The following is a 13,344-nucleotide window of genomic DNA, read 5'->3' as shown; positions in this document are numbered from 1 at the left end:
GCGTCAGTGCCGTCGCAGCTTCCTCAGACAGCGGTGGCCGAGCACCTTCACGAGTTCCTTGGAGGACGTCTGGTGAACCGTGCGCGCCTTCGCGGGATTCGCGTGCCGCACGGGCGCCTCCGCGGCCGCGGCGAGGGCTCCGTAGAGCGCCTGGGCGGCCACCTCGGGAGCGATCCGCGCCTCGCCGGAGGCCGGGGCCGGTGACGTGGGCACCACGGACAGCAGCGCCGGATCCCCGAGCACGCGTACGCCCGTACGGGCGATGCGTTCCGCCATTCCGGCGGCCCTGGCGGCGGCCGCCTCGACGGCCCAGGCCGGGGTGGAGATCTTCACGTCCCGCGGTGTCGGACTGCACGCATTCTTCATATGCATCACCGCGCCGTTGCGCACGAGCCTGGAATACAGCTCGTCCGGCAGTCCATTGCCGCGGAATTCCTTGTTAAGATTCCGCAGCATTTCGGTCTCGGCGAGGGTAAGGGAACGATTCGCCGTGTCCGGAACCGGCTGCAGCAGGTTCTCGGGCAGCCCGAGCAGCGCCTCGAAGGTGCGCATCAGGCCGTCCCGGTCCCGGTCGTCGACCACGACGACGGTGACCCGCTGCGGACCCACCACCGCGGCCCAGCGCTCGACCAGCCGGTCGTGCCCGTGGCGGCGCCAGAAGCTGGGGGTGGGCTGTTCGTACGGCGCCTTCCGCAGCATGTGCCGGAGCCAGTCCTCGTAGCCCATGCGCAGGCCGTTCTGCACGTACTGCTGCCACTGCGAGGGCATGATCCTCGCCAGCGGGCGCAGGGTGACCAGCACGTGCACCCGGTCGCCGCCGAGCTGTCCGACGATCCGGGCGACGGTCGCCTCGTCCTCGGCGTCGGCGAAGAACTCGCTGCTGACCACCGAGGTGCGCCTGCCGGTCGCCTCGACCTGTTTCACCAGGTTCGTCCAGTGCCGGTCGGTGGGCACGATGTCGCCCATCATGGCGGGCCGGGCGCAGGCGGCCAGCGCGGCCTCCATGGGATGCCGGGTGTGCGCGGGGAACTCCACGCCGTGCGCGGGCAGTTGGTCCTTCGCCGCGAACAGGGCGCCCTGGATCGAGGTGGTCCCGGTCTTGTGCGGGCCGATGTGCAGCAGCCGGGTGCCGGCGGGCAGCGGCTCGGGCCGCTTCACCGGGACGTCATCTCTCGTACAGTCCGTCTCCATGGTCAGGGGATGGTAAGAGCCTTACCTGAGACTTACCTGAGAGGGACCTGGAACACGGATGAGCCCCAGGTCCCGTCCCGCGCCGACGTCAGGCGAGTTCGACGCCGGGGCGGCCGTTCTCCACCCGCAGCCGGGCCAGGGTGCTCGCGGCCGCCGTCGGCCGTACGACCGTGTCGACCACCCTGACCTGCGCGTCGATGCCGTGCCGGTCGATGTCGAAGAGGTGGTAGCCGCGGTGGGCGTCGATCAGCTTCCAGTGCGGGTTGTCCGGCATCAGCGGGTCCCACTGGGCGTGGAAGGCGGCCTGGTCCTGGTCGCCGTTGCTGGAGATGGACGTGCCGACGAACTCGGCGCCGACGACGTCCGAGTCGGGGTCGGAGTAGTCCGTCCTGAGGTCGCTGATCATCGTCAGGTGGCGGTCGCCGCTGAGCACGACCGGGTTGCGGATGTCGGCGAACTCCCCCAGCAGGGCGTTGCGTTCGACCTGGTAGCCGTCCCAGGCGTCGTAGTACCAGAGCTTGCCGTCGCCGATCTGCAGGTCCGTCTCGGCCATCATGATCTGCGAGGCGACGATGTTCCAGCGGGCGGGCGAGTCGTGCAGCCCGTCCAGCAGCCACTGCTTCTGCTCGGCGCCGAGCATGGTCATCGACGGCGACTGGGCGCCCTCCTGCGTGGTCGCCTGGTCGGTGCGGAACTGGCGGGTGTCCAGGACGTTGAGGCGGGCCAGGCGGCCGAACTCCAGGCGGCGGTACATCTGGATGTGCGGGCCGTCCGGGACGGCGCTCGCGCGGACCGGCATGTGCTCGTAGTAAGCCTGGAAGGCCGCCGTCAGCCGGGCCACGAAGGCGTCGTGCGGCTGCTTGGCGGGGTCCTGGGGGATCTCCCCGGCCCAGTCGTTGTCGACCTCGTGGTCGTCGAAGGTGACCACCCAGGGGGCGTTCGCGTGCATCGCGGCGAGGTCGGGGTCGGAGCGGTACTGGGCGTACCGGTTGCGGTACTGCTCCAGGGTGTACGGCTCCCCCGTGCCCTCGTGCCGGCGCGGGCCCGCCGACGACGGCGTGGACTCGTAGATGTAGTCGCCGACGAACAGGACGAAGTCGGGGTCCTGGTCGAGCATGTCGGCGTACGGCGTGAAGTACCCGTGCTGCCAGTTCTGGCAGGAGGCCAGCGCGATGCGCAGCGAGCCGCCCTTGCTGTGCGGGTGCGGGGCGGTGCGGGTGCGGCCGGCCGGGGAGATCTGCCCGCCCACCCGGAAGCGGTACCAGTACGAGCGGTCCGGACGCAGACCCCGTACGTCGACGTGAACGCTGTGCCCGTACTCGGGGCGGGCCTGGGCGACTCCCCGGCGGGCGGTCTTTCTGAACCGCTCGTCCTCGGCGATCTCCCACTCCACCGGGACCACCTCGTCGGGCATGCCTCCGCCGTTCAGCGGGTCCGGGGCGAGGCGGGTCCACAGCACGATGCCGTCGGGCAGCGGGTCGCCGGAGGCGACACCGAGGCTGAACACACCGTCGGGCACGGTGCTTTCCGCGGCTCGGGCGGTGCCCGGGAGCCACAGCTGGGCGGCGGCCGCCACGCCGAGAACGGCGGCACCGGCGGTCAGAAAACGGCGTCGGTCGGGCGAGATGGCTCCGGTCATCCTCGAACTCCCTTGCCTCGCTGGCCTCTTGGACTCGTGCAGGCTCACGCATCGGGGCGGTCGGCCCCCTGAACGTGACCCTTCGCGTGCATGACAAATAGACAGACAACAGAAGACCCGTTGCGACACGGGAACAACAGAATGAACCCGATCTTGTCGCAACGGGCCTCACGAACGAGCCGCGTGCGGTGATCCCACCAAGTTGGCCGAATGACCCGGGGCGTCTACGACCGCCCCGTCATGGCGCCGAAGGCACCGTCCCCTACTCCGCGAACGGGTCGAAGTCGCCGTACTCCCGCTCCGCCTCGTCCCGCTCGGCCTGCCGATCCCGCCGCCGCTGCGCCGCGGGCCTCGGTGCCTCGAAGCGATGGTCCTCGCCCCGGCGTCCCAGCATCTCCGCACCGGCCGTCAGCGTCGGCTCCCAGTCGAACACGACGGCGTTGTCCTCGGGACCGATGGCCACGCCGTCCCCGGAGCGGGCCCCCGCCTTCACCAACTCATCTTCCACGCCGAGGCGGTTGAGCCGGTCCGCGAGGTAGCCCACGGCCTCGTCGTTGTTGAAGTCGGTCTGCCGGACCCAGCGTTCGGGCTTCTCGCCGCGCACCCGGAACAGCGGCTCGCCGCCGACGTCCTCGCGCGTGACGGTGAACCCAGAGTCGTCGACGGCCTTCGGCCGGATGACGATCCGGGTCGCCTCTTCCTTCGGCTTCGCGGCGCGCGCCTTCGCCACCAGTTCGGCCAGCGCGAACGACAGCTCCCGCAGCCCGAGATGGGCCACCGCCGACACCTCGAAGACCCGGTAGCCCCGCGCCTCGAGGTCCGGCCGCACCATCTCGGCGAGGTCCTTGCCGTCCGGTACGTCGATCTTGTTGAGGACGACGATCCGGGGCCGCCTGTCGAGCCCGCCGTACTGCTTCAGCTCCTCCTCGATGATGTCGAGGTCGGAGACGGGGTCGCGGTCGGACTCCAGGGTCGCCGTGTCCAGCACGTGCACCAGCACGCTGCACCGCTCCACGTGCCGCAGGAACTCCAGACCGAGTCCCCTGCCCTGGCTGGCCCCGGGGATCAGCCCCGGCACGTCGGCGATGGTGTACACGTTCGAACCGGCCGTGACGACACCGAGGTTCGGCACCAGCGTCGTGAACGGGTAGTCGGCGATCTTCGGCTTGGCGGCGCTCAGCACCGAGATCAGCGACGACTTGCCCGCGCTCGGATAACCCACGAGCGCCACGTCGGCGACGGTCTTCAGCTCCAGGACGACGTCCTGGAGATCCCCCGGCTCGCCGAGCAGCGCGAACCCGGGCGCCTTGCGCCGCGCCGACGCGAGCGCCGCGTTGCCGAGGCCGCCGCGGCCGCCCTGCGCGGCGACGTACGAGGTGCCGTGCCCGACCAGGTCGGCGAGGACGTTGCCCGCCTTGTCGAGGACGACGGTGCCGTCCGGCACGGGGAGGATCAGGTCCTGGCCGTCCTTGCCGGAGCGGTTGCCGCCCTCGCCGGGCTTGCCGTTGGTGGCCTTGCGGTGCGGGGAGTGGTGGTATTCGAGAAGCGTGGTCACCGACTGGTCGACGGTGAGGATGACATCTCCACCGCGTCCGCCGTTGCCGCCGTCGGGGCCGCCGAGCGGCTTGAACTTCTCGCGGTGGACGGAGGCACAGCCGTGACCTCCGTTACCCGCGGCGACATGCAGTTCGACGCGGTCCACGAAGGTGGTCATGGTTCGGTGCCTCCAGAGACGTAAGTACTACTCGTGTTAACACGCGAAAGGCGGACCCGCCTTCCCGACCGGGAAGTGAGGTCCGCCTCGCGAAAAGCTTCCGATCAGCCGACTCAGGCGACCGGAACGATGTTCACGACCTTGCGGCCACGGAACGTGCCGAACTCCACCGCACCGGCCTGCAGCGCGAACAGCGTGTCGTCGCCGCCACGGCCGACGCCGGAACCCGGGTGGAAGTGGGTGCCACGCTGGCGGACCAGGATCTCACCCGCGTTGACGACCTGACCGCCGAAGCGCTTCACGCCGAGCCGCTGGGCGTTCGAGTCGCGACCGTTCCGGGTGGACGATGCGCCCTTCTTGTGTGCCATCTCTCCTCAGTCCCTTACTTCGCAGCCGTGGGGATCTCAGTGACCTTGATCGCCGTGTACTGCTGGCGGTGGCCCTGACGACGGCGGTAGCCGGTCTTGTTCTTGTAGCGAAGGATGTCGATCTTCACACCCTTGTGGTGGTCCACGACCTCGGCCTGGACCTTGATGCCGGCCAGCACCCACGGGTCGCTGGTCACAGCGTCGCCGTCGACAACGAGCAGGGTCGAGAGCTCGACCGTGTCGCCAACCTTGGCAGTGGAAATCTTGTCAACCTCAACGATGTCGCCGACAGCAACCTTGTGCTGGCGACCACCGCTGCGCACGATGGCGTACACGCGGATCTCACTCTCTCGCTCGGGAACGGCACCCCCGCAGTCCAGCCACCCGGCACGGGCAGCCTCTCCGGAACGGCCGGCGCGGAACGCCCGGCGCTCTGGAGGAAGAGGTTTACGGGGATGTGGCGCGTCCTATATCCATGGACACGCCGAGGGTCAAGGTTACGGGGCCGTGGCCGAGGGGGTCAAACCGGACCGGGTCCCGCGGGTATGCGGCCGATCACACCGACCGGCCGCACCCGCACCTCGTCCTGCTCAGCTCTCGTCGGCGGCGGCGGAGACCGAGGTCTTCTTCGCCGTCGACTTGGCCGCGGCCGTCTTGGCGGTCTTCGCCGCCTTCTTGGCCGTCGTCTTCTTCGCGGCCGTCTTCTTGGCCGCGGTCTTCTTGGTGGCCGCCTTCTTCGCGGTCGCCTTCTTGGCCGTCTTACGGGCCGTCTTCTTGGCCGGAGCGGCCTCCTCGACGTCCCCCTCGGCGGCCTCCGCGGGCTCGTCCCCCGCGGCCGACGGGACGACCACGACGGCCGCCTCCTCGGACGCGGTGGGCGCGGTGGCCTTGCGGACCGCGCGGCGCCGCGGACGGGCCGGGGCCGCGCTCTCGGCAACCGTCTCGGACCGCTCCTCGGCGGGCTCGGCGGGCTGCTCGGCCTCGACCTGCGGTTCGGGCGCGGGCGCGGCCTCGGTGACCGTCACCACGGCCGCCTCGGTCCCGGCCGGCGAACCGGCGGGCGCCGACACCTTGCGGGTGGCACGACGGCGGGTACGGCCCTTGGGCGCGGCGTCCTCGACGGGCTCGGCGGCGACCACCGGGTCCTCCGCGGCGACCGGCTCGGCCTGCGCCTCGGCGGCCGTCTCCGGCTGCACCGGACGCTCGGCCTCCGCCTCGGCCGGCACGACCTGGGCGGTGGGCACCTCGGCGACCTCGGTGTCGGACTCGGCCCTGGCGGCGTCGGACCCGGCCCGGTCGCCCTCCGGACGCGTCCGCCCCTTCGGCGCGCCGGCCGGAGCCGACGCACGCCGGCTCGCCCGGCGCCGGGAACGGCCACCGCGCACGGCGGCCTCCGCCTCGGCGACGCTGCTGTACAGCTCCTCGTCCGGCTCGAAGACCGGCGCGGGAAGCGCGACCGGCTCGGCGGCCTCGGCGGCGACCTCGGCCTCCGTCTCCTCGGCCTCCTCCGCCTCGACAGCCACCGCGGCCTCGTGCACGTGCTCGTGCCCGTCGCCGCCACGCCCGCGCTTCTTGCGCTTGCCGCCGCCACCGGCGGAGCTCGGCTGCTCCATGTGCACGATGACACCGCGGCCGTTGCAGTGGACGCAGGTCTCGGAGAAGGACTCCAGCAGGCCCTGGCCGACCCGCTTGCGGGTCATCTGGACCAGGCCCAGCGAGGTCACCTCGGCGACCTGGTGCTTGGTGCGGTCCCGGCCCAGGCACTCGAGCAGGCGGCGCAGCACCAGGTCCCGGTTGGACTCCAGCACCATGTCGATGAAGTCGATCACGATGATGCCGCCGAGGTCGCGCAGCCGCAGCTGGCGCACGATCTCCTCGGCCGCCTCCAGGTTGTTCCTGGTGACCGTCTCCTCCAGGTTGCCGCCCTGGCCGGTGAACTTGCCGGTGTTGACGTCGACGACGACCATCGCCTCGGTCCGGTCGATCACCAGCGAACCGCCGCTGGGCAGCCAGACCTTGCGGTCCAGGGCCTTGGCGAGCTGCTCGTCGATCCGGTAGGTGGCGAAGACGTCGACCTCGGAGGTCCACTTCGACAGGCGGTCGGCGAGGTCGGGGGCGACGTGCGAGACGTAGCCGTGGATGGTCTCCCACGCCTCGTCACCGCTGACGATGACCTTGGAGAAGTCCTCGTTGAAGATGTCGCGGACGACCCGGACCGTCATGTCCGGCTCGCCGTACAGCAGCGTCGGGGCGTTGCCGTTCTTCGACTTCTTCTGGATCTCCTCCCACTGTCCCTGGAGCCGCTCGACGTCCCGGCGCAGCTCGTCCTCGCTCGCGCCCTCGGCGGCGGTGCGCACGATGACACCGGCGTCCTCGGGGACGATCTTCTTGAGGATGGTCTTCAGCCGGGCCCGCTCGGTGTCGGGCAGCTTGCGGCTGATGCCGGTCATGGAGCCCTCGGGGACGTACACGAGGTAGCGGCCCGGGAGGGAGACCTGGCTGGTCAGACGCGCGCCCTTGTGCCCGATCGGGTCCTTGGTGACCTGCACGAGGACCGACTGGCCCGACTTCAGGGCGGACTCGATGCGCCGCGGGCCGTTGGCCATGCCCAGCGCCTCGAAGTTGACCTCACCGGCGTACAGGACGGCGTTGCGGCCCTTGCCGATGTCGATGAAGGCGGCCTCCATCGAGGGCAGCACGTTCTGCACCTTGCCCAGGTACACGTTGCCGACGTACGAGGTCGCCTGCTCCTTGTTGACGTAGTGCTCGACGAGCACGCCGTCCTCCAGGACGCCGATCTGCGTGCGCTCGCCGCTCTGGCGGACGACCATCACGCGCTCGACGGCCTCGCGGCGGGCGAGGAACTCGGCCTCGGTGATGATCGGGACGCGGCGGCGGCCCTGCTCACGGCCTTCGCGGCGGCGCTGCTTCTTGGCCTCCAGACGCGTGGAGCCCTTGATGGACTGCACCTCGTCGGACGGCTCGGACTTCGGGCGGGGCTCGCGGACCTTGACGACGGTGCGCTCGGGGTCGTTCTCGCTGGGCTCGGTGTCGACGGAGGTCTCACCGGCGCGCCGACGGCGACGGCGACGACGGCGGCTGCTGGAGCTGGACCCGCCGGGCTCGTCGTGAGCGTCCTCGGCGTCCTCTTCCTCCTGCTCGGCGGTGTCCTCGGCGTCCTGGTCGGCCTGCTCGGCGGCGACGTCGTCGGAGTCCTCGTCGTCACCGGCGGCGTCCGCGGACTCGCCCCGGCGGCGGCGACGGCCACCGCGCCGACGGCGCCGGCGCGAGCCGGTCTCCTCGGTCTCGTCACCCTCGTGGGCGTCCTCGGCCGACTCCTCGGCCTCCTCCGCCTCGTCCTCGTCGGCGTCCGTGTCCGCGGACTCGACGCGCGCCACGGTCTCGGCGGCGGCCGGTGCCTCGGGCTCGTCGCCGAAGCCACCGCCCCGGCGGCGGCGACGGCGCCGGGCTCCGGTCTGCTCCTCCTGAAGTTCCTCGGCCTCGGCGGGCTCGGCACCGGACCCGGCCTCGGCGGCCGCCTCCGCGGCGGCACGCTCGGGCGTCTGGAACCTCGGCTCGGTGAACACCGGCGCCTGGAAGACGGCGACGGCGGGACGCGCCGGACGCTGCGGGCTGTCCTCCTCGACGGACGCCTCGGCGGTGACCCTGGCGGGCTCGGAGAACCCGGTGGCGGCCTTGCGGGCGACCCGGCGGCGGCGACGCGGAGAGGCGTCCTCCTCGGCCTGGGCGGCGGCGGGCTCCTGGGCGGCAGGCGTCTCGACGGGTGCGGCCTCGGGTGCGGGGGCGCTCTCGGCGGCCTCCTGCGCCGGTGCCGTCTCCTCCTCCGGCGCCCCGACGGGCGCGGTCACACGACGCGTGGCACGCCGACGGGTGCGGCGCGGAGCCGCTTCCTCGGCACCGTCCGCAGCGGGCTCGGTGGTCTCGGGGGCACCGGCCGTGTCGGCCTCCGTGCCCTGCTCGCTCGCGGCCTCGGGGGCTCCGACGGGCGCGGTGACGCGCCGGGTGGCACGACGGCGCGTCCGGGCGGCGGGCGCGGACTCCTCGGCGGGCGCCTCGGCCACGGCGACGGGCTCCTCTGCGCTCTCGCTCCCGGCGGCAGCGTCGGGTACGACGGTCTCGGCCGCCTCCGCGGACGCCGCGGTGGCGGTCGGCGAGGTGACCCGCCGGGTGGCGCGACGACGGGTGCGCGGCGGAGCGGCGTCCTCACCGGACACGACGGCCTGCTCGGTCTCGGTGCTCACGGCAGCCTCGGAGACCTCGGCGGCAGCGGCGGGTACGACGGTCTCGGCCGCCTCGGCGGACGCCGGAGAGGCGGTCGGCGAGGACACACGGCGCGTCGCACGACGGCGGGTGCGGGCGGCGGGCGCGGGCTCCTCGACGGGCGCCTCCGCGGCGACCTCCGTCTCCTCGGCACCCTCGGCCTCAGCGGCCTCATCGAGCTCCTGCGGCTCGGCGGCCTCCACGGCCTCCTCCTCGCCCTCGGCCGGTATGGCCGACGCGGTGACTTCCTCCGGTGTCCCGGCGGCCCCGACGGGCGGGCCCGCCGGGCGGGAAGCGGCACGGCGCCGACGACGCGGCGGCAGGGTGTCGCTGGGAGTGTTCAGTTCTTCGGAACCCTCGGTGGGTTCGGTCGGTTCGAGCATGCGGGCTTGTCTCCCGTCAGGCTCCCGGGCTCCGCACCTGGTCCGGCGTCGATGACTCGACCGCCGTTGACGTCCGCGGCTCGCGCGATGCGCGGTGCCGCCGTCCGGGGCGCGGGCGCCGCACGGGAGCTCTCTGTGTCTTGTCTCGCCGGTTCCGTACACCCTGTTGGGTACGGCCTGGCGAAAGTCTTCTGGTCGGTGCGCTGCCCGACCCAGGTGGCTCCCGAGTACGAGGGCGGCGCTACGACGTTCGTCCTTCGCGGGACCTTCCTTACGCCGGCGCCGTCGCGGCGGCAGCGGCCGTTGGGGCCTCAGCTGCCTCGCGGTCGGGCGCGAGCGGGTCGGTCACCGTGCCGGTCTCTTCATCGAACAGCCCCTGCGCCAGCCTGGTCACCGCTGCGGGGACCGGCGGCGCCAGGTCGGCCACGGCGCGGAGACCGGACAGGACGTCGTCGGGTCGTACGGCAGGCGTCACGTGCCGAACAACCAGCCGCAGTATCGCACAGGGCTGGTCGGTCGGCCTATCAGCCGGTTCACTGTGCGTTTCGAGATCCGCCCGCGCTTCGAGGTCCGCGACCGCGGAGCGGGCGTCGAAGGTCCGGACGCCGTTCTTCGTCGTCCGCTGGACCTCCACGGTCCCGGCGGCCTTGAAGGCGGCGACCGCGCGCTCGGCGTCCTCGGGCGCCACGCCGTCCAGCCGCAGCTCCCACACGGAAGCGGTCAGCCGGTCGGCGAGCCCGGAGGTGCGGGCCTCGACGGCGTCGACGACGTCGAGCCCGGCGGGCAGCGACTCGTCGAGCAGGATCCTGAGTTTCTCCGGGTCCCGCGCCTCGGTGAGGGCGATCTCCAGGTACTCCGCCTCACTGCCCGTGCCGGTGGGTGCGGCATTGGCGTACGACACCTTCGGATGCGGCGTGAACCCCGCCGAGTACGCCATGGGCACCTCGGCGCGGCGCAGCGCACGCTCGAAGGCGCGCTGGAAGTCACGGTGGCTGGTGAACCGGAGGCGGCCGCGCTTGGTGTAGCGCAGTCGGATGCGCTGCACCGCGGGTGCGGGCGGCGGGCCTTCGGGCTGTCGCTTGCCCAGTGTCGTTCAGTCCTTCGTGAGAGCGGTCGTACTTCTACCAAGAGTACGTGTCTCGCGGCCCGTGGGTTCCCGCCGGTCGATCCTCTCGACCCGCTCGGGCTCCCCGAACAGCATCCGGCGGAAGTCCGCCCGCGCCTGCCGTACGGACTCCCGGGCGGAGGCCAGCGCCTCCCCGGTCGCCCGGCCCACGCTGCGCGCGACGGCGGCCGCGGGCCGCAGCACGGCGTCCCGGACGGCATGGCCGACGGGGGTGAGCACCGTGCGGTACACCCACCGCACCGGCTCCACGAAGACCAGCCGGAAGAGCGTGGCGAGCGCGCGGCCGACGGCGAGCGAGATCCGCCCGGCCACCCGCCAAGCGTGCCCGAGGGCGTCCCCGACCTCGCGTGCGACGACGGCGAGGACTCGTCCGACGGGGACGAGGACCCAGCGCCACAGCGCCAGCGCGGGCAGCACCAGCAGCACCCGGGCGACCCAGTACAGCGCGACGCCGATGCCGGTGGCGACCGTGCCCGCCAGCCACGCCAGCCCCTTGGCGCACGCGGTGATCGCGCGCCCCACCGGGGTGAGGATCCACGTGTAGACCCATCCCGCGGGGACGACGAGGAGGTACCGCGCCAGCCAGGCCAGGACGGTGTACACGCCGGTCCCCAGGGCGGCCAGCAGCCACCACACGCCTCGCGCGACGGGCGCGATCACCCGTTCGTACATCCATACGAGGGCATGTCCGAGGGGCGTCAGCACCGACCGGTGGAGCCACACCAGGGGAATGACGACGAGCACCTTGCCGAGCAGCCCGAGCGCCTTGCCGGCGGGCACGACGACGTAGCGCCACAGCCCCACGATCGGCCAGACGAACAACGCCCGTCCCACCCACAACAGGGCCCTGCCCACCGGCCTGAAGACGGTGTCGGTCAGGAACCTGCCCGCCACCACCAGCGCGTCCCACACCATGCGCACCGGGACCACCAGGACGAGCACGACGATCCGCACCGGCAGGCGGATCGCCACGACCAGACATCCTTCCGGTGTCTGCTGCGGGGGCCGCTGCGGGTATTCCTCCAGGTCCATACCGACGTAGACGCGCATCCGGCCCCGATGGATGCGGTCTGTACGCGGTCCTGGGGCCGAACGGCCCCCGCCGCCGCCGCGACAGGCCCTCGGAACGGGCCTACCGTCATCTGCACCCGCTCGCGCGATCGGCGCACGCTGACGACATGACCGGCAATCACACATCCCCAGGCACCGGGTCATGGCACCTGAAGGGCTTCATGATCCTCACTCCGTCGCAGATCGAGGTCACGGCCGGAGAAGAGTTCACTTCGTCCGTGAGCGTGTGGCCCGCGGGGCCACGGCACGTCGTCAGCGCGTCCACGTCCGCCGACTCGGACCTGCGGGTCACGGTGGAGGGCCACAAGGTCACGGTCACCGGGCGCCTCGGGCGCACGGGCGAGAAGCACACCGTCCAGGTGTCGATGAGCGACGGCGCGGACGTCGCGCACGACACCCTGACCATCGAGGCCACCGACCTGCACCGGCCGGTCCCGCCGTTCCTGCACTCCACCACCGGCTGACCGCGAACCGGCCGCACGTGCCGCGCCTGCCGGGCAAGTCCATACTTGTCGCAGGAGCGTCGCCATCCTCCGTCACGGGAAGGTGGGTGCCGACATGTGCCGCTGGATCGCCTACTCGGGTACGCCCGTCCTGCTCAGCCACGTCCTGTTCGAGCCGCAGCACAGTCTGATCGACCAGAGCCTGCACTCCCGGCTGGGGGTGGAGACCACCAACGGCGACGGCTTCGGGGTCGGCTGGTACGCGGAGGATCTCGTCACCCCGGCGGTCGTACGGGACGTGGGGCCGGCCTGGAACAACCGCAACCTGCAGGAGGTCGCCCACCACGTCCGTTCGGGGCTGTTCTTCGCCCACATCAGGGCGACGACCGGAACGGCGGTGCAGCAGACCAACTGCCACCCCTTCCGGTGGGATCGCTGGATGTGGATGCACAACGGCGTGATCAACGAATTCCCCCGGCTCAGACGCGACCTGGCCCTGGCCGTCGACCCCGCCCTCTACCCCGAGATCGAGGGCTCCACCGACTCCGAGCTGATGTTCTACCTGGCCCTGACGTTCGGTCTCACCGACGACCCCCCGGACGCCGTGGCCCGCATGGCCGGCCTGGTCGAGGAGACGGGACACAAGCACGGCGTACGGCACCCGCTCCAGATGACCCTCGCCATGTCCGACGGCGACCGCCTGTGGGCCTTCCGCTACTCCAGCGAGGGCGCCTCCCGCTCCCTGTACTACAGCACCAGGGTCGACTCCCTGCGCGCCCTCCACCCGGACACCGAGTTCCTGCGAGAGGTCGGCGAGAACACGCGCCTCGTCGTGTCGGAACCGCTGGGCAACCTCCCCGGAGCCTGGAACGAGGTCCCCGAAAGCACCTACGGCATCGTCCAGCCGGGCGAGGACAGCCTCCACACGTTCGAGCCCCGGCCGAACAACCGCTGACCGCCTACTACTTGTACCGCTTCGTCCCGAACTCTCGGCCGGACGGCCACGGCGAGCCGTGGCGCCCGTCATGAGGTCATCGACGGCCGTTGATAGCCACCTCGGCGTGGTGGTCACACTCCGCTGCCGCACGGCGAGCCGCGGCGCGCCTGTGAGCCGCGGCGTCATGGATG

At 71.9% G+C, this 13,344-nt stretch carries 10 protein-coding genes; 2 read left to right on the top strand and 8 right to left on the bottom strand.

Features of this window, described 5'->3' with window-relative positions; all coding sequences use genetic code 11:
• Positions 1-3 precede the first annotated feature (3 nt).
• The 8 genes from ACQF4J_RS29595 to ACQF4J_RS29560 all read right to left on the bottom strand — a co-directional run bounded on the left by ACQF4J_RS29595 (position 4) and on the right by ACQF4J_RS29560 (position 11,734).
• Positions 4-1,191: a hypothetical protein gene (locus tag ACQF4J_RS29595; RefSeq protein WP_351568643.1), complete on the bottom strand. Its 1,188-nt coding sequence runs from the start codon at positions 1,189-1,191 to the stop codon at positions 4-6.
• A gap of 88 nt (positions 1,192-1,279) precedes the next feature.
• A complete protein-coding gene (locus ACQF4J_RS29590; protein WP_427167172.1) occupies positions 1,280-2,830 on the bottom strand; it encodes an alkaline phosphatase D family protein in 1,551 nt (516 codons plus the stop codon).
• Between the two features lie 262 nt (positions 2,831-3,092).
• Positions 3,093-4,544, bottom strand: a complete 1,452-nt coding sequence (gene obgE, locus ACQF4J_RS29585; protein ID WP_351568649.1) for a GTPase ObgE — start codon at positions 4,542-4,544, stop codon at positions 3,093-3,095.
• Positions 4,545-4,657: 113 nt separating this feature from the next.
• Entirely contained in the window at positions 4,658-4,912 is a 255-nt protein-coding gene (rpmA, locus tag ACQF4J_RS29580; protein WP_142151933.1) for a 50S ribosomal protein L27, read from the bottom strand.
• Between the two features lie 14 nt (positions 4,913-4,926).
• Complete coding sequence (gene rplU, locus ACQF4J_RS29575; protein ID WP_099928855.1) at positions 4,927-5,247, bottom strand: 50S ribosomal protein L21; 321 nt, start codon at positions 5,245-5,247, stop codon at positions 4,927-4,929.
• A gap of 255 nt (positions 5,248-5,502) precedes the next feature.
• A complete protein-coding gene (locus tag ACQF4J_RS29570; RefSeq protein WP_427167171.1) occupies positions 5,503-9,576 on the bottom strand; it encodes an Rne/Rng family ribonuclease in 4,074 nt (1,357 codons plus the stop codon).
• A gap of 271 nt (positions 9,577-9,847) precedes the next feature.
• Positions 9,848-10,621 (bottom strand): TIGR03936 family radical SAM-associated protein, encoded by a 774-nt coding sequence (locus tag ACQF4J_RS29565; protein ID WP_351568655.1) that lies wholly within the window; start codon positions 10,619-10,621, stop codon positions 9,848-9,850.
• A 48-nt stretch (positions 10,622-10,669) separates the two neighbouring features.
• Entirely contained in the window at positions 10,670-11,734 is a 1,065-nt protein-coding gene (locus ACQF4J_RS29560) for a hypothetical protein (protein WP_427168637.1), read from the bottom strand.
• A 146-nt stretch (positions 11,735-11,880) separates the two neighbouring features.
• Here ACQF4J_RS29560 and ACQF4J_RS29555 point away from each other — a divergent pair, with 146 nt between their 5' ends.
• Together ACQF4J_RS29555 and ACQF4J_RS29550 are read left to right on the top strand one after the other, a co-directional pair.
• On the top strand, positions 11,881-12,237 hold the full coding sequence (locus tag ACQF4J_RS29555; protein ID WP_427167170.1) for a hypothetical protein: 357 nt from the start codon (positions 11,881-11,883) through the stop codon (positions 12,235-12,237).
• Between the two features lie 94 nt (positions 12,238-12,331).
• Positions 12,332-13,171, top strand: a complete 840-nt coding sequence (locus tag ACQF4J_RS29550; protein WP_427167169.1) for a class II glutamine amidotransferase — start codon at positions 12,332-12,334, stop codon at positions 13,169-13,171.
• The last annotated feature ends 173 nt before the right edge of the window (positions 13,172-13,344 follow it).

It is taken from the genome of Streptomyces sp. C1-1 (assembly GCF_050214755.1).
Lineage (GTDB): Bacteria > Actinomycetota > Actinomycetes > Streptomycetales > Streptomycetaceae > Streptomyces.
The sequence above is the reverse complement of the archived record's forward strand: the minus strand, read 5'-3'. Positions and strand labels throughout refer to the sequence as shown.